We start from the raw sequence: 19,295 nt of genomic DNA on the forward strand, positions 1-19,295 counted from the left end.
GAGTGTAGTTTGTTTATGTTACTTCTTGAAGTGCGGAATGTGGGTTACGACATTCTCACTCGCTTAGAATCTGACCGCCGCTTGTATCTGGCTATTCGTCAAGAAACCTACTCAGAACTATTTCAAGAACCAATTGGTAAAATATTATTAGAAAATCAACGCTTTTGTTTACTTGTCTTCGACTCCAAACGAGAAGTGGTACTGCAATGGATACCTTAGATATTTATCGCCAAATCATTCAAAAAATATTAACCGAATACGCCCAACTTACCTATGCTTACGGAGAACTAGAAAGACAGCTAATTATAGACCAAACCGCCAACCATTACCTACTACTAACATTAGGCTGGGAAAATAATCAACGGGTGCATGGTTGCTTAGTCCATATTGACATTATCAACGATAAAATCTGGATTCAAAGAGATGGTACAGAATACGGTATAGCCAACGAACTTGTTAACGCTGGTATTCCTAAAAATCAAATTGTTCTCGCCTTCCAACCACCCGATATCAGGGAGTATACTGAATTTGCAGTTAATTAATTAAGCCTAAAAGCTGCTGCTAAATCTGGAATAGTAGTTGCTATAGCTTCAAACTCTCAACTTGATATACTAGAAATATTCCTACATACACATCTCATGTTAACCGTAACAGTTGATGAAATCCAGCAAAATCTAACTATCTATCTTCAACAAGTAGCGGCAGGAGAAAGTATTATTATTATGCAAGCAGGTAAACCTATTGCAGAAATTAAACCAGTTTCAGCGACCTCTCAACCAATTAGACCTTATGGCTTATGCGCTGGGGAGTTCATTGTTCCAGACGATTTTGATAGTCCCTTACCGGAAGAGATATTAAATAGTTTTGAAGGGAAATGAAACTATTGTTAGATACCCATATTTTCTTATGGTTTATTAGTGGCGATCAAAAATTACCAATTAATTTACAAAATAGCATTCGTGATTTAAACAACGACGTATATTTAAGTTGCGTTTCAGTTTGGGAAGCAACTGTTAAATATCAGTTAGGTAAATTACCATTACCGGAATCACCTGAAATCTACCTTCCTAAACAGCGTCAGCAGCATTTAATCAGTAGTCTGAACTTAGATGAAGAAAGTGTTGCTCAACTATTAAAATTACCATTATTACATCGTGATCCTTTTGATAGAATGTTGATTTGTCAAGCTTTACAACATAATTTAACAATTGTAACTGTAGACCCAGCAATTCGTTTCTACTCGGTCAGTGTTTTATATTAGGGTAATAATTGCTCAAAATCTAGAAGAGAACAGCCTTTCCACTTTAAAAGTGCATAATAGTATGCTTTTTTCAACATTAAATATATCGGCACTCACTCGGAGCGATGCCTGCGGCGGGCTACGCCTACGCAAAGCTAAACACTGTAGAGGCTATTCATCAATAGCCCCTACGTGATAATCATTGTTTCCGGCTAAAAAGTCGATAGTATAGCGATGTGCTAGTTTCCTTTAAGGGAAACAGCAGATAGGTAAGAGGATTTATTGCCACAATAATATTTCGGAAGTCTCGCCGTGCCAAAAATAAGATCGCACGAGCAACTTGTTGTGCAGACATCACTCCATAAGGATTCAGTTGACTCTTAAATGGGCCAAGAATTAACTTGCGAATTACACAATCCCCGTCCAAACGCTTTAGGGTAACAATATCTCCTAGCGATCGCTTGCTGAGTTCATAAAGGGGACTCAGCGCTGGAGAAACCTCAGCCTCAGAAGTGTTTACCCAGATTTCCTTCGTTGCTTTTGCTTGTGGGCCAGTTACAGTTGTCAAAAATATATCCATCAACCGCAACGCTGAAAAGGTATTCACTTCATAAGAGGAGTTGATAGCCTCCGATGTGCGGCTGGCGTAGACATTGATTCCGTGGTTGATAATTAAAATATCTACTTTCTCTAAACTATCCTTTAGATTGGGTTCGTTGCCCAACTGCCAAGGAACTACTTTCACCCCAACTTGCTCTACTAATTTTTCTGGATTAGTGGTTAATGCCACGACTTTTGCATTATTCTTTACAAGTTCAGCCACCAACGCTTGTCCCAGCGCTCCTGATGCTCCTGTTAAAGCGATGGTTTTACCTTTAAGAGACAGTCCTGTACCAAGAATTTTATCCACTAGAGGAAAGACACCACTGTAGTAAGCGTTGACATCATCAAAATGATGCCGCCAATGGTAAGACCGATTCACCCACCAAAGGGATGGTATTGTCTCTAAAGGGCCGGGTAGGTGGTTGTAGTCTGTATCAATTTTTCCCTGGAAATATCGTACAGACGCGCCATACAAGAAGGTGCAACCATAAGCTACTCCCAGCCATAAACCCATTTGCTGGACAATTAAGGCAATGACTACCAATACCACCAGCAGTAAACTCGACTCTAAAATGTCGTGATAGAGCTGGGATTCTTGGTAAACTTTCAGGGAAACTATTGATAAATCACGGCGATAAGCCATGTGGTGCTTGTTGTGCCATTTAGCAAGCCAATTGACTTGGTGACACAAAGCATGGTAGCTGTCTCTGAAGACCTCAGCAAGTAAAAGTGAAAAAACTCCCCAAATGACAAACTGCAAGCTGGCATTTAACCAAACCCAATTAATTTGTAATCTTGCTTCAATTCCAATCAAGTTTTCAGCTAGCATTTTTATCATGTTTGTCTATACTCGTTTTTCTTAATCATTCTTCATGATCTGATAAAGGTGCGTTAAGGTCGAGTCTAGAGCAAATAAAAATTAAAGGGAATAGGGAGTAGGGAGTGGGAGACAGCAATATTCAATGCCCTCCATCGCTTATACTACCAACCGTCCGAATTTAGCTACAATATCCCAGTTCAATAGAGCAAAAACCAAGGTTGACCAACTGCAATTGAGATAGCGATCGCAGCAGTATAAATACTTAATTGCCAACGTGTGAAGCGAATAACTTCGGCTCGTGCTGCTTCTGGCACAAATGAAAAATCCATAGCATATTTTAACTTAGTAAGGTACAGAAGTTAGTTCTTAAAACCATAATTAAGCTTGTTTTAAGGATTAACTCCTGCCTCTTAACTTCTTCAAATAGCTCTTTGCCGCAGATGTTGCCCATTAAGCCCTTGCTTAATCCAACTCAGACATTCATATTCGGATTTGAATAATTTTGGAGCTGCAATATTATTCAATAACTCTGGTGGATAATGGTCATAAAAACATTTGTCACCTTCTTGGGAAATAATTATCAAATTGTTTCGGTAAATGTAGCGAGACTTAAAACTATCCTTGCGACTAACAAACTCGGAATTTTGATCAATATGTTCTTTAGCAATATCAACGATACTACTAACGCTATTTCCATAGATTCCTGCTGGGTTCTCTGCTTTATGAAATTGGCTTTTGTGCCCAACCTCGGATAGCAATTTATACGAATAAATCTCGTAATTATCAAGTTTCCCAAAAACAAATGGAATGATGAGATATCCTTTGTAGGAGACTGAATTTTCATAAAGAAGACGACTCATCTCAACCTCCTTTGGTGTAACTGCTCTCAAAAAATTCGCTTAAGTCACATTCACATTAAAAATCAATACTTTTCTGTTAAATATATTTATCTATCGCTTAAACCCTCATCGCCATTTAACAAAGAGGGCTATTACCCCTTTTGTCAAGCAAAAAGGAATATCAAGCTTTAACAAAAAAGTATCGTAACACTAATTATCGCTCTTTTTTTTAATTACTAAACATGAGATATTTTGTAAAAGTAAAAAAATTAGAAATCTCATTCTGTGGGCTTACTTCCCCTATTCCTTGCGTCCTGCCTTTCAAGACCATAAACTGAGTTGATTAGGGGGATGCTCAAGGTTATTCCAAGGTAGGGGTGGAACTGGTGTATGACTCTGTTCCAATAGCTGTTGGAAGTGACGGGCTGTGTTAGGCGATCGCGCTTCTATTGGACAATGAACAAAGAAATAAATTCGCACTCCCATTTGCAACCATTGCTGAATCTGTCTCACCCACTCTTCCATAAACGGCTGATTCACTGATAAATTTGGATGCGAAATAAATCGAATCAGAGTAAAAGGTGCTGTCACACTCAATTGCAACGGTAATTTGGGTTTACGTCGTTCCGATTGCAATTGAGGGTCATCATCTCCAGTATAAATGGGGCGCGAGTCTAACAATACCCGTCCCACACCTAGCTTTTCTAAAAGTGTCGTCAAATTACTTGCATGGGGTTCTCTGAACCAGTCGGGATGCCGAACTTCTAACGCTAGGGGTGCTTCTGTACGTGGCCAAGCTTCCAGAAAGTTGGTCAAATCGTCAAGCAATGTAGGTGCATAACTGGGTGGTAACTGGGCAAATACCGGGCCAAGACGTTTACCTAAAGGACGCATCCCTTCCAGAAATTTTAATGCAGCCGGAATATAAGGTTTTAGCAATCCTTGATGGGTAATATCTCGCGGTAATTTCAGACAAAATTCAAACCCTGCTGGTGTTTCGGCAGCCCAACGGGTTACAGTTTCTTCGTTAGGCACGGCATAAAAGGTGGTGTTACCTTCTACAGTGGTGAAGCGACGACTGTAGAGATTCAGAAACTCGGCAGTACGAGTGCCTTGGGGATAGAGTTCGCCCACCCAACCTTTATATGCCCAAACAGCACAACCGATAAAAAAGTTCACAGTGCCTAAACGCTTTGATGTATCATATTCAATTTTACAGGCAGGTTGTAGAGATGGATAAAGCTAGTACCGCAAGTCACTTAACTTGTAAGAGCACAGCAATGCTGTGCCCCTACCATCTGTTGCATCCAAACAAGAACTGCTTGATTGCTTTTTCATTTGAGTAATTCATACACTCTGTGTCATAGCACAGCCTCAGCTATTGAAAAATTGAACCATCAGGCATAATTGCCCCTGCTAAGTTAGTACCAACTAGTTTAACCAGAAGGCGCTCACCAGAGCGAATCCGCGCTCCCGTTAAGTCGGCTCCTCGCAAGTCGGCCCCACTGAGATCCGCTCCAATCAAATTAGCAGCGCGTAAATTTGCCTCCCTGAGATCCGCTAAAAGTAGGTTTGCTCGAAATAAATTTGCTTCAGATAAATCCGCCCCTCTGAGGTTGACTTTGTGCATAAAAGTATCACTAAGATTAGCACCGCTCAAATTGGCATAACTCAGATTTCTGCCAGATAAGTCTTTATTGCTCAAATTTGCCCGACTGTAATCTTTGCCACTCAAGTCTGAGTTTTGCTTTGGTGGTTTCTGGGTTGTTTGAGATGGTTTTTCCTGTTGAGGTGGCGGTGAGTATGGTTTCTGGGTTGTTTGAGATCGTTTTTCCTGTTGAGGTGGCGGTGAGTGATGTGTGGTTTGATGTTTGGTTTTTAGAGAACGCAACTTTTCACGAGCTTCATTTATGGCTTTCAGCTTATCTTGTGCTTTCTGCTGTAAACGGAGATTGTCTTTAGGAATGCGATCGGGATGCCAAACAAAGACTAAATCTTTGTAAGCCTGGTTCACTTCTTCAAGTGTTGCCCCAGGCTCTAATTCCAAAACTCTATAGTAGTGCTCCAGATCGCTCATACGATATTTTGGTGGACAATCAACTTAATTATGAGTGATGGAGCCATTTATTCGCTGCATCATTTGTTATTGATCATTGGGCATTGGGCATTGAAAAGAGGCAGAGGGGCGGGGTGCAGGGGGCAGAGGGGAAAGAGGTAATTTTTTATTCTCTCCCCTGCTCCCTGCCCCCTGCCCCCTCATCCCCTCATCTGCCCATTTCTCCATCGAGCGATCGCTCTTAAATATGCTGCAACTGGAATCTGATAAATTTCAATCACAATCCAAACAATAATTGATAAATGTGATAAGAAAGTTAATATCGTCCAAATATATGGCGTCCAGGTAATGGGTTCTTTAAGATTAGCAGGGAAATAGTAAGCTACTATGCCAATTAGAGTAGTGGGAAGAATTACAAAAACTGCTGCTGCTAGTCCATAACCCCAACCTAATTCCACGCCTTCCAACTGGCCTTCTGTCCAACTAAACCCATTCCAACGCCAAATTAAGGGTGGTTGTCTAGAAGGCATCTTGATTTGCTCTAGTTCTAAGTTGACTGTAAAAATCTCTTGGCAAAAGTCACAAGCCATAGCTTCCATCATTGGCATGTGAGAAATCTTACCTATCCGACATACTGGGCAAGGGTAAACTCCATAATAGTCGAAAGATTGGGCTAAGATTTTGGAACTGGGCATAATCAAACTGAATGATCCTAAAAAGTTGATCTGGTCAATGAGGACTTGGGTAAGAATAATGTATGGCAATCGTCAGTTGTCTGCAATAAGCTTTCGCAAGGTGAGGTGACAAGTCAGGAGAATTATATATTTTAACTTCTCAATCCTGGCTTTTTAAACTTCTCAGAGACGGAAGTCACCATTTAGAGTTCTCTCTGATGACCTTGATTTGGCTGTATTCTATTCTTTTAGAGAATCGCCAAATTCTGAATTTTTAGATTTTTCACCATTGATTTTTGATCATCTACACTACCCATTAGTCATGACACAACAATAATTTGTAAACTTATTAACTAGAGTGATATCTAATAACAAGTAGCTTTCTTTGTCTACCCAAACAAGCAACTAGCACTTCACTTCACTACACAATCAGAACAGGGCGTGATTTTGAATTTTGCCAAGCCTTACTAGTCTTTACTCCCACATTTGTACTGAGTCTATCGCTTTTTTTATGGTTTGTGGGGGTCTTGACACCGCCTAGTGTTCCTGTTAATGTTACTTTAAATAAGTATATTTATTAAGTTTCCAGCAAAAGCCCCACAAATGCTTCACACAAATTCCTACTTTTATTTTTGGTCTAGGGTGGTTCACCGGGAGTGAATTGAGTTTCCTAACGGAAACCGCCCGGTGAACCGCAGAGCAAACTCTGCGGTTTTTGTTGTTTTAAGGAGAATTTCATTGTCATGACTTATTTGAATAGCTGGTTTTATGGCTTTTACTTTTGGCCCAGACTAAATTCCGGGTAAGTAGCGTCATGTCGATGATTCAGAACGCGCCCGGAACTTTTCAAAGGTTTCGGGCTTTTTTGTTATCGCAAAATAGTGCCCAATACTCAATTTTTAGGAGAACGGAACCATGATTAAGGCCAAACTTGCCGCACAATCTCATCCAAACCACCAGACAATCGTTAAAATTTCAGAAAAAGTCGCTTTCGGGGGCGAAGAACTGGTAATTATCGGCGGCCCCTGCACTGTTGAAAGCTTAGAACAAATGGAGATAGTCGCCCAAAAGCTATCTACTGCATCCGTGCAGGGGTTGCGTGGCGGTGTCTACAAACCCCGCACATCTCCCTACGCTTTCCAGGGTATGGGAGAAGAAGGATTGGAAATTTTGGCAAGGGTGCGATCGCATTACAATATGCCAGTTGTCACCGAAGTTATGTCAATTTCTCAAATTGAAATAGTCGCCGCCCATGCTGATATGCTTCAAGTTGGTAGCCGCAATATGCAAAACTTCGACTTGCTCAAAGCTTTGGGACAAGCTGGTAAACCAATACTGCTCAAACGTGGGTTAGCAGCGACAATTGAAGAATTTGTTATGGCTGCTGAATATATCCTCAGCCACGGGAATCCTGATGTGGTGTTGTGCGAAAGAGGTATCCGCAGCTTCGATGATTACACCCGTAACGTCCTGGATTTAGGAGCAGTGGCAGCACTTAAGCAAATAACTCACCTGCCTGTAATTGTAGATCCTTCCCATGCCGTCGGTAAACGGGAGTTGGTAGCACCTGTGGCTAGAGCTGCGATCGCTTGCGGTGCTGATGGATTAATTATTGAGTGTCACCCAGAACCAGAAAAATCTGTTTCTGATGCTCGTCAAGCACTTTCTTTAGAAGATATGGTGCATTTAGTTGACAGCTTAAAGCCTGTAGCAACAGCCGTTGGGCGCAGTATATCAGAAGCAATCGGGGCAGGTTTTGAACCCGCCCCGATTTTTTGTGCTGCTTAAATTTCAGTTGAGAGCGTAGTTTCCCGCCGTAGGCGATCGCTTGTGTTGAATGTCTCAGTCAAAATATTTATTTTGGCTGAAAGACAAATAGCGATCGCTTTTACGAAAACCTCCAGCCATCTGATACTCGTAGCTATCCTCAAGGCGGAAGTTGCTACAGACTGCGCGAAACACCTAAACGTGATGGCAGAACCTTCTACAGGGATGACGGAAGTTGCTACAGACTGCGCGAAACACCGAAACGTGATGGCAGAAGTTACTACAAGGAAGACGGAAGCTGCTACAGACTGCGCGAAACACCGAAACGTGATGGCAGAAGTTACTACAGGGAAGACGGAAGCTGCTACAGACTGCGCGAAACACCGAAACGTGATGGCGGAAGCTGCTACAGACTGTACAAAACACCTAAACGTGAAAACAGAAGTTAATTTTTAATCAGTAATATCATGTTCCTGACAAAAATGTGGGTCAAAGAGTTGAAACGTATGTGGACAGCACTTGTGTGTACACCGTAGCCTTATTCTTGGGGAGGGGATTAAGGAGTGGGGTGCAATGACTGTGGAAATCATAACTAATTATGCGAACATGATATAACTCTTGACTCCCTTCATTTTAAAAAAGAGTTTTTTATATATTATGATTATTTTTTATAATTCACCTTGTTTAACTTTACTATGATTGCGATCGCTTGGGTTGGGCCTATGGTGCGATCGCAAAAGTTATCTAATCTACTTTTATGACAAAATTTTTGTTTGCAAAAAGAAGAAATATTGTTTTTGTTGTCAAACATTAGCTTTAAATACTTTTATAAAATACCCAAAAGTATCTAACTGTACAAATTAGATATGATAAATAATTTTACTAACTTGCAACCTATGAACGTAGAACTGATGGCTACTAAAGCTCCTAAGGATAGTGTTCTGAGAAATAGATAAATAACTTGAGATTCGACAAATAAACAAGTGAGATGTATGTTATGGTTTTTATAGGAATCAAAAAAGGAAAAGCACAAAAGACTTCAAGAAACTTTGAGGCAAGCTCAAGAAAGTTTTTTTGCTCTGGTAAATCCACTTCACTTCGCTACATCTTTTTGTAACTAAAATCTAAAACTAGATTGAGTAGGATAGTAGCCTTTGTAACAACTTGAAGTCAATTGAAATTTATCTGGGTCTGAGCCAATAAGAGTTGGCTAACCTAGCTAGAGCATTACCGACAAAAGGCGATTACTCTTGGAGTCTGGGAAGAAAGACTCTTAGTACAGCCTGACAAATCAATAGAAATGCAGAATATTTACCAACTTATTCTTGCGGAAGCAAACAATTTCAACCGCGAACTAAGTTGAAGCAGTTACTGACTTTTGGAAGGAAAACTTCAAGCAATATGGTGTTGTTCCACAATTTTTAGGAATTTAACCATACTGTCAAAACTCACCAAGATATTGTCTCAATCAGAGTGTTAGACGTTACCTGTGCAAGCATTATAGTATTGCACCTGTAGCTATCACTTTTGGGCTGAAACTTATTCTACTGCATCAATCACGAAACGAGAAGCGCTATAGAAGTTCTTAGCGACTTGATATCAGCAAAATCAGAGAAGTTACAGCGACCATTTAGAGTGGATTGCAATTTGGTTGGTTGTGTGGTTCAGGGAACAAATCTGCGTTCATTTTAATTCCTGCTGCAACCACTCTTCAGGCTTGAGCAACCATTTGGGATTCTGTTACAACAACTGACAATGCTGAAGTCAAAGTTTTAAAGGCTTCGTTATTAGGAAATAGAGATTTCTCTACCTCTTAAGCTATCGCTTCGTGGGTAAATATGTTCTGATTTTAACTGCTTTTGTCAGGATGCAATGTCTAGCGACAACAGGCTCTACTTCCCTACGACGCCAAGGGGAAACAACTACATCAAGCTTACAACCCATCAATTAAATCATTGTAGGAAACACAACCATGACTGACCCAAAAATTAGACAAATAGCTTTTTATGGTAAAGGCGGTATTGGTAAATCTACCACCTCTCAAAATACCCTTGCAGCTATGGCTGAAATGGGTCAACGCATTTTAATTGTTGGTTGCGATCCTAAAGCTGACTCTACCCGTTTGATGCTACACAGTAAAGCTCAAACAAGCGTTCTTCAATTAGCTGCTGAACGCGGCGCTGTAGAAGATATTGAACTCGAAGAAGTAATGCTGACCGGTTACCGGGATGTACGTTGTGTGGAGTCTGGTGGCCCTGAACCTGGTGTAGGTTGCGCTGGTCGTGGTATTATCACCGCCATCAACTTCTTAGAAGAAAACGGTGCTTACAAAGATGTTGATTTTGTAAGTTACGACGTTTTGGGAGACGTTGTGTGCGGTGGTTTCGCAATGCCTATCCGCGAAGGTAAGGCACAAGAAATCTACATCGTTACCTCTGGTGAAATGATGGCGATGTATGCAGCTAACAACATCGCTCGTGGTGTTCTCAAATATGCTCACACTGGCGGTGTGCGTTTGGGTGGTTTGATTTGTAACAGCCGTAACGTTGACCGGGAAATCGATCTTATCGAAACCTTGGCAAAACGTTTGAACACCCAAATGATTCACTACGTACCTCGTGACAACATTGTACAACACGCAGAATTGCGCCGGATGACTGTTAACGAGTATGCACCTGATAGCACTCAAAGTAACGAATATCGGACATTGGCTCAAAAGATAATTGACAACAAGAACCTTACTATCCCCACCCCTATTGAGATGGAAGAGTTAGAAGAGTTGTTGATTGAATTCGGTATTCTCGAAAGCGACGAAAATACCGCAATGCTAGTTGGCAAGAGTGCTACTCAAGCACCTGTAAAGTAGTACCAATTAAATAATGGTTTAGGGTGGGCAAACTTGCCCACCCTTTTCCCAATTTTTGTATTTCTTTGTTTCTTATCTAAGCTATTCCACATTTAGATAGTAAAATACATTTCAAACTCTTATTACTCCGTGTCGCGCTAGTTGCTTTAAGTCGGGGAACCCACCCAACGCACTGGCTTCTCTGTGCCTCTGTGGTTCAATTTCCCATTATCTGTACCTAAGTTTTATACGTTAAAAAAATTGACTTTGACAAAGAGTTTTACCCTTAACCCAAGTGTATTGGCTTATATATATCCTCAGAACTGGGATTAAGATAAGGACGCTGTAAATCTATTAGGTGTCGCGCAAAGTGTTTGTCAATCGTCCTCATCCGTTCTTCCATCGCATTCTTACCTTTTTGCCAAGCTTCAAATAAAGCATCAGCGACAATTTGGCAACGGTTCATCCCAAAACTTTCTTGTGCTGCAAACTTTTGGATTGGTTCTTCGGCTAAACCTAATCCTGGTGCTAAAAATTTTGTAAACAAGGGAATTTCCGGCTGGAAATAGGATTGATTTTCTAAATAAACAGCCTCAAGGATTGTGCGAATCGCTGGATAGTCGGGGAGTTCAAAGTAGAGCAATCCCGAATCATAGCGTCCGTATGCACTGGGATTGTGGAGAACCTGAAAGCTAAAGGGAATCGAGGCTGCATTCAATTGCAGTGTGAGACTTTCCATGAGAGCGATCGCACCAGATGCGGTAAAGTTAAAGTAAATTCGCCCTGCTCCTAAATCAGCATCGGGGTTGCTCTGGCGTTCCTGTCCGACATTGCTAACTGCCAAGTAAGAGCCATTTTGCATTCTATTTTTGGGCATCCAGATTGCTACCATGTCACCCACTTTGGTAGATTTTTTGCTGGATTTTAGATGGCAGTCTGGCTCAACATAAAGTGTTAAACCGCCTTTAGTCACCGCCATAGTACCATCAGGTTCTTTACGTAACACCTGCCATTGAGGGTCAAAGTAACCTATGCCGTGATTACTGGCGTGCAATTGCTCGTAAAAGTTCCAATCAATTTCTAAAATGGAATTATCTGTTAAATTCTGCTTTGGCGTATCAGTATTGACTGCTAAAGTACTTTGTAGAGAGCCATTGTAATAGATCCCATAGAGAAAGTTCCGCAGCAGTAAAGTGAGATACTTCTGTTGTAAATCTACAGAATTGTGCTGAAATCTCTCGGCTATTTTAGTCGGTAGACCAAAGGGTTGATAATTGGGATGATAAATACAAAAGTTAGACTCAATCTGGATATTTTTAGCAATGTCGAATAGAGAAGTTAGCGGTTGATTGATAGAGTAATTTAGCATTAATCCATTTAGAACTTAAACTTTAAAAAACAGAATTCAGGAGTCAGGAGCCAGAATTTAAAATTGTTCTACTCCCTACTATTAACAACCGCGAAGCCGAGTTTTTTCGTAATAAAGACGAAGTAGCTGTGGCTCTTTTATAGGTTGAGGAAGTTTATGTATTTTTGCTACAGGATTTATAATTTCTGACTCTGATATCCCAAAAATAGTCAGTACACCTTGCTGCGGCATCGTCAGTAAACTTTTAGCTACTTGGAGCATACAGATGTCAGCATTATTAAAGGATTTTTGGCAGGTAATCATATCCTGAATTTGATGAATCAGTGCTAGCCCTGCAAACTGGATAACTCGCACAATAAAGTCATTGCAATATTCCAAAATCAGGGGGAAAGCATTTAGATAAGCCCTAATTAAGGCAATGATTGAAGGTTGTAAACTCTCCAACGGTGTCAATGCTAGATGTAGAGATTCTTCTAACTCAATGGTGGGATCTACTACCAGACTCTTGAGCCAAATTCCTAAATAGCTTGCTAGTAAAGTACCTAAATCAAAAGCGGGATCTCCCCAAGAACAAGCTTCCCAATCAATTAGTCGTACTAGGCAATTATCTAGTTTCTCCCACCTAGAATGAACCAAAATGTTGTTCAATTTCAGGTCGTTGTGAGTCAAGCAGCAAGGATTCCAGTTGTATGCCAAATCTGCGATCGCTGATTCCAAACTCTCAGACTGCTGGTATAGTAAATAGAATTTCAGCGCATCCGTGGGAACAGTTCCAAAAATCTCCGGCCCAATTGACTCTACTCCTTGCGCCGGATTGTAAAAGCCATAGCGAAACTCTCCTTGGGGAGCAGTTGCCATAAAATCCTTATATTCTCGGCGGTTATAGGTTGCGCGATGGAGTCCTGCTAAAGTAGTGCCGATCGCAGTGGCAATTTCTTGTGGACAAATCTCATTATTGTGGTACAATGTCGCAAGTTCCCGATATTCACCTAAGTAGTTACGGACAAGGATGGAATTTTCTTCGTCAAAATGGACTACCAAGGATGCGATCGCGGAAATATTGCCAAGAACGGGAAACTGCTGGAGCAACTGATGAAATAGCCACTCCTGAAACAATTCATGGGGCGCTGCGTCATTGTTGTTAACGTTACGTTCTTGTTTAATGAGCAGTTGACGATTATCTGCTAGAGTCACTAGTAAACCGAAATTGTTCTTACTACTTCCTGGCAACTCAGATTTATCTGATGCGTCATCTTCTGAGCTACACAGCCCCGCTTCTAGCAGATACTGGATAACGTTATGAGAAGACAGTGATAATACCATGTATTATTTCCTACTTCATTAAATTACTTAAACTTGTACTCAGCAGTTGTCGGTAGATAGTGAATAACAATAGAGATTTGTACAATCTACTAATATCCCATATTTGGGATAAAAACCTGCCAAAATGGCACCAAGTCTTTTACAATTGCTTTAGAATTCGCTCCTAGATACCGTGGCATCTTTAGATATCAGCATAGTTACTTAGATACATCTAGAGCAATTTTTATGGTAGAACCTTTTGATAAGAGGCAGGGGGCAGATGTTGTTTGATGTTGAGTAGTCATCCTGAAAGCAGCGAAGAATTTCAGTAATCCTTCGTGGTAGGAGACATGGCATTCAACGCTATTATTTTTATTTATCACCCCAAAGCCAAATAAACCGGAATTTTTAAGCAATTAGTAATTATTTTTTTCTTTAATTTTCAGAATTGATGTCTGGAAGCCTTGTTATTACGTCATTTGTTTTACTTACGTATTGTAGATGACTATAGGCGATCGCAGATAACGGTTACATGAGTGCATCTTATGGAAGTGTACTTTTGTCAAGGATGAAAAGACCTCTCCCTGCTTTTACTACGTAAAACCGTCCCTCTCCGAGTCGGAGAGGGAAAGAAAGGAATATCTATGATTTGAATCAGGCTGATAATGCAATACAGTTCAGTTAAGCAATTTTTCCTTCTCTTTTCTCTTTTCTCTCTGTGTCCTCTGCGCCTCTGTGGTAGCCTGCGGCAAGCCGCTCCGCGTCTACGTTAAAAAAAGAGTCCTAACCTTAACTGAACCGTATTGGCTGATAATGAAGTTTGGTTGACAAGATGTCTACCAAAGAAAATCCAACTAAGGGTTTTGTAATTTCAATCGGCAGAATTAGATGAAACAGCACTTAGTTGATATTGTGGAATCGGCTGTTTTGTAATCAAAGCATAAATAACATCTGGGTCTAAGTCGGCTCCCGATTCCCATTGAATTGTTCCGTATTCAGGGTTGACGCAAACTGTAGTAAAGTATTCTTTATCTTGCAGAGGCGCAAATACACCTGTAAATTTAACGATTTTACTAATATCAATTACTCCTTCAACGTCATCTTCAAAACGGATATGAAGCTGATAGTTTTCTCTTGGTTCAACTGCAATGATATCTTTGAGCATGATTTACTCTAATGGGGAAATTTTCTCTAAGGTTTGATTGTCTCTAGCGAGTTCCCAGTCTTCCATCAGTTCGACTTGATGCAAAATTGCCCATTCCGTTACCAGTTTAAAGAGTCTGGTAGTCAGTTCTCCTTCTAAAATTTCTAGGGTTTGAATGCTGACTATGGCTTTCTGGTTATTGTAGCGAGTGAAAGTGTGGGGGTGGATGGTCGTTATAGTACATGGTGATGATAATTCCGAAAAAACGGCTAATTTCTGGCATTCTTTTATCCTCTGGTTTCGATATCATATAACTGGCAGAGGGTGAGGAGTTTTTGTTTGAGGCGATCGCGCACATTCTGAGGTAATATCACTACACAATCTGGCGCATACTGCATGACTTCGCGGCTAAACCAAAATGTACTAGATACTCGCCTGACAACTCGCCGGACTCGCGCTTTATCTGGTAGCCACTCATTAATATTGTCTTCTGGTTTAGCTTGATAGGCAAAAGCCAAGCCAGCAAATAGATGCATTTCCACTTCTATCTCAGCCAAATTTGATCGCCACTCACCAGAAATTGGCATAACAGCAGCTTCTGTAATCCGGTCTAATCGCAAACTCCAGTTGTGAACTAGTTCTGGGATATCAAAGTTTCCTTCTGTTTCTTCGCACCAGCAATCAAGATATTGTCGCTTTTCGTGGGGTGCTACTTTGGCGTGGCGAACCGTAAAGTTTAATAAACGTCCAGTTGCATCTTGATAGGAAAGCTGAAAAGGCTGCTGACGCAGAATATAGCGGTCTATTTCTAAGCGCCAAGGTGGGGGCAAATTCTCTAAGAAACGTTCGATTTCGCCCCGCAACGGTAATGATAATTCGCTGCGTTCGAGAAGTAAGTTGGCAATGATTTGGGCTTGTTCAATTTGCCCGATGTCTGTCAACGCATTGATACATCTATGTAATGCCCTGATGCGTGGTTCTTTCCAATCGTTATTGTTACCGATGAGTAACTTACGTTGAGCGATCGCTTTAATTAACTTAGAGATGTTAGGCTCCTCTCCCCACATCATACCGAATTCACGAGCGATCGCTTCTAGCTCGGCTTTATCGCGTTCTGATATCGACAGTGTAATAGATTGACCTTTTCGACTCATTAAAAATGTCCGTATACTTTGTACATGTTTTCTCTTGTCAACTTCTATTTTGCGTGCCAATATAGTTTTTAACAACCAGTTACGGACACTATTTAAGTGTATGTCCGAAAATTACAGAATTACTCTCAAGCCTGTTTACTCCCAAACCGTCCCGACACCTGACGGGGTGAAATTACCTAAAGATTGGTTACTTTCTTGGCATCAAGCCGCAACTTTAGAAGCGTTGCGCGATCCAAATATTGATGTCGTGTTCAACACTGCAATGACTGGTGATGGTAAAAGTCTCGCCGGATATCTAGATATTTTGCAAAGACACTCTCCAGTTTTAGGGCTATATCCCACAAACGAACTCGCTAGAGATCAAGAAAAACAAATTAGAGGATACATTGATAAATTTCAGCCTGAACATAAACCGCGTGTTAATCGATTAAGTGGGCAAAAATTAGAAATTTATGCTGAAGAAAAAAACTTGAAAAAAGGAGTAGCTTTAGAAACTCGCGCTGGGCAATCTGAAATTTTGCTTACAAATCCTGATATTTTTCACTATCTACATTATGGGGCATATTTACTTTATAAAGATAATCCTGATAAACTCTGGAATAGAATAGATAAGCGTTTTAATGTCATTCTTTTTGATGAATTTCATGTGTTCAAAGCGCCACAAATTGCCAGCGTAATTAACACAATGCTTTTGATTCGTCGCACTAATAGGCGTAAAAAGTTTTTATTTTTTTCTGCTACCCCAAATACCCAATTAATTGAAAGGCTTAAATTAGCAGATTTTCGCTGTCATGAAATTAATCCACTTGAAGAGAATAAATATCAATTTCCTGATACTCTTACTGAATCCAAGCATCTAAAAACTTCAGATTGGCGAAAAGTTGTAGGGCAAATATCATTGCATTTTATCGGTTTAGAACCTACATCTAAAGCTTCGGAAACTTGGTTAAAAGAGAATGCAGCGTTGATTTTAGATTATTTACAAAAGCATCCAGGTAGCAAAGGCGCAATTATTCTTAATTCTATTGCTGCTGTAAAACGATTAAAAGATTTTTTTACACCTTTTCTCCAGCCGTATAATTTCACCGTTGAAGAAAATACTGGTTTATCTGGGAAAAAAACTAAAGAAGAATCCCTAGATGCTGATTTAGTTTTAGGAACTAGCACTATTGATGTGGGTGTTGATTTCAAAATCAATTTCTTGTTTTTTGAATCAGCAGACGCAGGTAATTTTATCCAGCGTTTAGGCAGACTGGGACGACATGATGGTTATGAACGTGACGGACAGCAGATTAATTTTACTAATTTTACTGCTTATGCACTTGTCCCTGAATTTTTGGTGAAAAGGCTTTTTGAAAAACATGAGAAGGATGAAACACCACTATTGAAGTCAGGCGAAGTTTATGAACGTCCATTTTTTCACGATCAAATTAGGGATAAATACCGCAAAATTAATGATTTTACAGGCTATTATTTTAAATGGGGTGTTGTTCAATCTATGCGACTGGTTCGACAGTTAGGACATCCTAATATTAAACAGCAATATGCAGCAGGTAGTCAGGAAGCACTAAAGAAAGATTGTGAGATAGTTTTCAGCACTGACAAAAGAAAAGCCAGTCTTAAAGCAGCCTTTGTCCGTAGCAAAGAATGGGAAGAAAAATGGCACGAACTTTCAGGAACAGATAAGGGAAATCCTATTTTAGAGGAGGCTGTGAGTTTTCAGGGTAAGAGTCCTTTACTGTGTGGAATTTACGACACTACCGAGAAAAATGAGGCTGATAAGTTCAAAACCTACGATTTACCTGGAATTCTCAGCAACTTGGAAATTGAACCGATGAAGGGGACAGAATTTGAACGACTGCGACAAGCGATAGCAGAACGTACAGATACAACTATTCCCAAAGGCAGATTTAAAAACTGTCTAGGATTTATGAAATTACTTCGCTATCGAGAAGAAAGACTAGATTGGAAATTTACTTATCCTGGCGACTTGAAACCCTTTGCTGATACTTGGGATGTGCAGGTGTTGTTAGGTATTCAGGTTTGGCAACCTGCAAACTATTGGATTAGTGAAATTAACAAGCAATTGAAGAAACAGGCATTAGTTAGTTATCTGCTGCCTTTTCCCTTAGAGAGAGTACGTCAGCAAGGAAGATTGCCAATGCACTTTCACATTTACCCAATTAGTGACCAATATAGTGTTTTAGATAATACACCACCATACTGCATTGCCTTTGGTCAGTCTGCACTATTGCTAGATACCTTGAGAGATTGGTTTAAGAGTAAAGGGGATGAAATATGGATAACGCCATGTTTAGATCCCTAATAGGGATTAAGCTGCTTTATCATTGAGTATCTAATTGGCAAAAATCAGGAACTAGAAGAAAACAAGAACTTTGACTTGCGAGATTGAAATATTGTCATGTCATTATGAGTAATTTCATTTCTGACGATTACACACATTTACTTATGGAAGTACAACAACGAATTCGTTCAGCCCAGTACGAAGCATTAAAGGCAGTTAATCGGGAAATGATTAGCCTGTATTGGGATATTGGGCAGATGATCGTTATCAAACAACAGGATGCTAGTTGGGGTAAATCAGTAGTAGAACAGCTAGCAAAAGACTTACAAGCAGAGTTTCCTGGTATTAGTGGTTTTTCTGCCAGAAATATCTGGAATATGCGGAACTTTTACGCCACATATAGCCAAAAAGAAAAACTGCAACCAATGGTTGCAGAAATTGGATGGACTCACAATTTGGTCATTTTAGAAAAATGTAAAGATGACTTAGAACGAGAATTTTACATTAGAATGACTCGGAAGTTTGGCTGGACAAAAAACGTTTTAATTCACCAAATTGAAAATCAAACTTATGAAAAAATTCTGCTGAATCAAACTAATTTTGATCAAAGCATCTCAGCAGAGATACGTAACCAATTAAAGCTAGCAGTTAAAGATGAATATACTTTTGATTTTTTGGAATTAGCAGATGAACACAGCGAACGACAGCTAGAAGAGTCAATTTTAGCAAAAGTTCAACCTTTCTTACAAGAAATGGGTGGAATATTTGCCTTTATTGGTAGCCAATATCGTTTAGAAGTTGATGATGAAGAATATTTTATAGATATCCTATTATATCATCGCCGTTTAAAGTGTTTGGTGGCAATAGAATTAAAAATTGGTAAGTTTTTACCTGAATATATTGGCAAAATGCAGTTTTATTTAGCTGTTTTAGATAATACGGTAAAGCTACCAGAAGAAAATCCTTCTATTGGCATTATTCTTTGTAAATCCAAACAGAGAACTATTGTTGAATATGCACTAAAGGAATCTAATAAACCAATTGGTGTTGCAACTTACCAAATAGTTTCTAAAGTACCACAAGAATTAAAAAATCAGCTTCCAGATCCAGAACAAGTTGCTAGATTGCTAGAAGGATTTGAATGAATCTGGACGATTAGCGATAATGCTGGAGAACT

At 39.9% G+C, this 19,295-nt stretch carries 20 protein-coding genes; 9 read left to right on the plus strand and 11 right to left on the minus strand.

Annotated elements, in window-relative coordinates; translation table 11 throughout:
• Positions 1 to 15 precede the first annotated feature (15 nt).
• The 4 genes from LC608_RS05120 to LC608_RS05135 all read left to right on the plus strand — a co-directional run bounded on the left by LC608_RS05120 (position 16) and on the right by LC608_RS05135 (position 1,261).
• Entirely contained in the window at positions 16 to 219 is a 204-nt protein-coding gene (locus LC608_RS05120; protein ID WP_229552489.1) for an element excision factor XisH family protein, read from the plus strand.
• Positions 207 to 542: a XisI protein gene (locus LC608_RS05125; RefSeq protein WP_229552490.1), complete on the plus strand. Its 336-nt coding sequence runs from the start codon at positions 207 to 209 to the stop codon at positions 540 to 542. The genes LC608_RS05120 and LC608_RS05125 overlap by 13 nt, the downstream gene beginning before the upstream one ends.
• Positions 543 to 638: 96 nt before the next feature.
• Positions 639 to 878 (plus strand): type II toxin-antitoxin system Phd/YefM family antitoxin, encoded by a 240-nt coding sequence (locus LC608_RS05130; protein ID WP_229552491.1) that lies wholly within the window; start codon positions 639 to 641, stop codon positions 876 to 878.
• Positions 875 to 1,261, plus strand: coding sequence for a type II toxin-antitoxin system VapC family toxin (locus tag LC608_RS05135; protein ID WP_229552492.1), 387 nt, complete (start codon positions 875 to 877; stop codon positions 1,259 to 1,261). Before LC608_RS05130 ends, LC608_RS05135 begins: the two co-directional genes overlap by 4 nt.
• Before the next feature lie 178 nt (positions 1,262 to 1,439).
• Here the strand turns inward: LC608_RS05135 and LC608_RS05140 are convergent, their stop codons facing one another.
• From LC608_RS05140 to LC608_RS05160, 6 genes are all read right to left on the minus strand, one after another.
• Positions 1,440 to 2,681, minus strand: coding sequence for a bifunctional sterol desaturase/short chain dehydrogenase (locus tag LC608_RS05140; RefSeq protein ID WP_229552493.1), 1,242 nt, complete (start codon positions 2,679 to 2,681; stop codon positions 1,440 to 1,442).
• 179 nt (positions 2,682 to 2,860) lie between these two features.
• Positions 2,861 to 2,992: a hypothetical protein gene (locus tag LC608_RS36790; RefSeq protein WP_267870962.1), complete on the minus strand. Its 132-nt coding sequence runs from the start codon at positions 2,990 to 2,992 to the stop codon at positions 2,861 to 2,863.
• Positions 2,993 to 3,082: 90 nt separating this feature from the next.
• Positions 3,083 to 3,523 carry a hypothetical protein gene (locus LC608_RS05145; protein WP_229552494.1) on the minus strand — a complete coding sequence of 147 codons (441 nt, stop codon included), beginning with the start codon at positions 3,521 to 3,523 and terminating at the stop codon, positions 3,083 to 3,085.
• 300 nt (positions 3,524 to 3,823) lie between these two features.
• On the minus strand, positions 3,824 to 4,681 hold the full coding sequence (locus LC608_RS05150; protein ID WP_229552495.1) for a DUF72 domain-containing protein: 858 nt from the start codon (positions 4,679 to 4,681) through the stop codon (positions 3,824 to 3,826).
• Positions 4,682 to 4,880: 199 nt separating this feature from the next.
• Positions 4,881 to 5,579, minus strand: a complete 699-nt coding sequence (locus LC608_RS05155; RefSeq protein WP_229552496.1) for a pentapeptide repeat-containing protein — start codon at positions 5,577 to 5,579, stop codon at positions 4,881 to 4,883.
• Positions 5,580 to 5,758: 179 nt separating this feature from the next.
• Positions 5,759 to 6,253 carry a hypothetical protein gene (locus tag LC608_RS05160; RefSeq protein ID WP_229552497.1) on the minus strand — a complete coding sequence of 165 codons (495 nt, stop codon included), beginning with the start codon at positions 6,251 to 6,253 and terminating at the stop codon, positions 5,759 to 5,761.
• 894 nt (positions 6,254 to 7,147) lie between these two features.
• Between LC608_RS05160 and aroF the strand changes: the two genes are divergently transcribed.
• From aroF to nifH, 3 genes are all read left to right on the plus strand, one after another.
• Positions 7,148 to 8,020: a 3-deoxy-7-phosphoheptulonate synthase gene (aroF, locus tag LC608_RS05165; RefSeq protein ID WP_229552498.1), complete on the plus strand. Its 873-nt coding sequence runs from the start codon at positions 7,148 to 7,150 to the stop codon at positions 8,018 to 8,020.
• A gap of 42 nt (positions 8,021 to 8,062) precedes the next feature.
• The gene (locus LC608_RS05170) at positions 8,063 to 8,455 is read left to right on the plus strand and encodes a hypothetical protein (protein ID WP_229552499.1); all 393 of its coding nucleotides are present in this window, start codon (positions 8,063 to 8,065) and stop codon (positions 8,453 to 8,455) included.
• Positions 8,456 to 9,971: 1,516 nt separating this feature from the next.
• The gene (gene nifH / locus LC608_RS05175; protein WP_229552500.1) at positions 9,972 to 10,865 is read left to right on the plus strand and encodes a nitrogenase iron protein; all 894 of its coding nucleotides are present in this window, start codon (positions 9,972 to 9,974) and stop codon (positions 10,863 to 10,865) included.
• A 265-nt stretch (positions 10,866 to 11,130) separates the two neighbouring features.
• Here the strand turns inward: nifH and LC608_RS05180 are convergent, their stop codons facing one another.
• The 5 genes from LC608_RS05180 to LC608_RS05205 form a co-directional block, all read right to left on the minus strand.
• Positions 11,131 to 12,213: a T3SS effector HopA1 family protein gene (locus tag LC608_RS05180; protein WP_229552501.1), complete on the minus strand. Its 1,083-nt coding sequence runs from the start codon at positions 12,211 to 12,213 to the stop codon at positions 11,131 to 11,133.
• Positions 12,214 to 12,294: 81 nt separating this feature from the next.
• The gene (locus tag LC608_RS05185) at positions 12,295 to 13,536 is read right to left on the minus strand and encodes an aminoglycoside phosphotransferase family protein (protein ID WP_229552502.1); all 1,242 of its coding nucleotides are present in this window, start codon (positions 13,534 to 13,536) and stop codon (positions 12,295 to 12,297) included.
• Positions 13,537 to 14,386: 850 nt separating this feature from the next.
• Complete coding sequence (locus tag LC608_RS05190; protein ID WP_229552503.1) at positions 14,387 to 14,680, minus strand: DUF2442 domain-containing protein; 294 nt, start codon at positions 14,678 to 14,680, stop codon at positions 14,387 to 14,389.
• Positions 14,681 to 14,683: 3 nt separating this feature from the next.
• The gene (locus LC608_RS05195) at positions 14,684 to 14,950 is read right to left on the minus strand and encodes a DUF4160 domain-containing protein (protein ID WP_374108374.1); all 267 of its coding nucleotides are present in this window, start codon (positions 14,948 to 14,950) and stop codon (positions 14,684 to 14,686) included.
• Positions 14,947 to 15,813 (minus strand): WYL domain-containing protein, encoded by an 867-nt coding sequence (locus tag LC608_RS05205; RefSeq protein WP_229552504.1) that lies wholly within the window; start codon positions 15,811 to 15,813, stop codon positions 14,947 to 14,949. Before LC608_RS05205 ends, LC608_RS05195 begins: the two co-directional genes overlap by 4 nt.
• Positions 15,814 to 15,913: 100 nt before the next feature.
• Between LC608_RS05205 and cas3 the strand changes: the two genes are divergently transcribed.
• Both cas3 and LC608_RS05215 read left to right on the plus strand, forming a co-directional pair.
• Positions 15,914 to 18,139 carry a type I-D CRISPR-associated helicase Cas3' gene (gene cas3 / locus LC608_RS05210; RefSeq protein ID WP_229552505.1) on the plus strand — a complete coding sequence of 742 codons (2,226 nt, stop codon included), beginning with the start codon at positions 15,914 to 15,916 and terminating at the stop codon, positions 18,137 to 18,139.
• Between the two features lie 104 nt (positions 18,140 to 18,243).
• Entirely contained in the window at positions 18,244 to 19,263 is a 1,020-nt protein-coding gene (locus tag LC608_RS05215) for a YhcG family protein (protein ID WP_229552506.1), read from the plus strand.
• The last annotated feature ends 32 nt before the right edge of the window (positions 19,264 to 19,295 follow it).

This window comes from Nostoc sp. XA010, assembly GCF_020829625.1.
GTDB lineage: Bacteria > Cyanobacteriota > Cyanobacteriia > Cyanobacteriales > Nostocaceae > Nostoc.

What these genes read in the sequence shown, in the direction of transcription:
- LC608_RS05120 (WP_229552489.1), top strand. Translation starts at nt 16, where the DNA reads ATGTTACTTCTTGAAGTGCGGAATGTGGGTTACGACATTCTCACTCGC.
- LC608_RS05125 (WP_229552490.1), top strand. Translation starts at nt 207, where the DNA reads ATGGATACCTTAGATATTTATCGCCAAATCATTCAAAAAATATTAACC.
- LC608_RS05130 (WP_229552491.1), top strand. Translation starts at nt 639, where the DNA reads ATGTTAACCGTAACAGTTGATGAAATCCAGCAAAATCTAACTATCTAT.
- LC608_RS05135 (WP_229552492.1), top strand. Translation starts at nt 875, where the DNA reads ATGAAACTATTGTTAGATACCCATATTTTCTTATGGTTTATTAGTGGC.
- LC608_RS05140 (WP_229552493.1), bottom strand. Translation starts at nt 2,681, where the DNA reads ATGATAAAAATGCTAGCTGAAAACTTGATTGGAATTGAAGCAAGATTA.
- LC608_RS36790 (WP_267870962.1), bottom strand. Translation starts at nt 2,992, where the DNA reads ATGGATTTTTCATTTGTGCCAGAAGCAGCACGAGCCGAAGTTATTCGC.
- LC608_RS05145 (WP_229552494.1), bottom strand. Translation starts at nt 3,523, where the DNA reads ATGAGTCGTCTTCTTTATGAAAATTCAGTCTCCTACAAAGGATATCTC.
- LC608_RS05155 (WP_229552496.1), bottom strand. Translation starts at nt 5,579, where the DNA reads ATGAGCGATCTGGAGCACTACTATAGAGTTTTGGAATTAGAGCCTGGG.
- LC608_RS05160 (WP_229552497.1), bottom strand. Translation starts at nt 6,253, where the DNA reads ATGCCCAGTTCCAAAATCTTAGCCCAATCTTTCGACTATTATGGAGTT.
- aroF (WP_229552498.1), top strand. Translation starts at nt 7,148, where the DNA reads ATGATTAAGGCCAAACTTGCCGCACAATCTCATCCAAACCACCAGACA.
- nifH (WP_229552500.1), top strand. Translation starts at nt 9,972, where the DNA reads ATGACTGACCCAAAAATTAGACAAATAGCTTTTTATGGTAAAGGCGGT.
- LC608_RS05180 (WP_229552501.1), bottom strand. Translation starts at nt 12,213, where the DNA reads ATGCTAAATTACTCTATCAATCAACCGCTAACTTCTCTATTCGACATT.
- LC608_RS05185 (WP_229552502.1), bottom strand. Translation starts at nt 13,536, where the DNA reads ATGGTATTATCACTGTCTTCTCATAACGTTATCCAGTATCTGCTAGAA.
- LC608_RS05190 (WP_229552503.1), bottom strand. Translation starts at nt 14,680, where the DNA reads ATGCTCAAAGATATCATTGCAGTTGAACCAAGAGAAAACTATCAGCTT.
- LC608_RS05205 (WP_229552504.1), bottom strand. Translation starts at nt 15,813, where the DNA reads ATGAGTCGAAAAGGTCAATCTATTACACTGTCGATATCAGAACGCGAT.
- cas3 (WP_229552505.1), top strand. Translation starts at nt 15,914, where the DNA reads ATGTCCGAAAATTACAGAATTACTCTCAAGCCTGTTTACTCCCAAACC.
- LC608_RS05215 (WP_229552506.1), top strand. Translation starts at nt 18,244, where the DNA reads ATGAGTAATTTCATTTCTGACGATTACACACATTTACTTATGGAAGTA.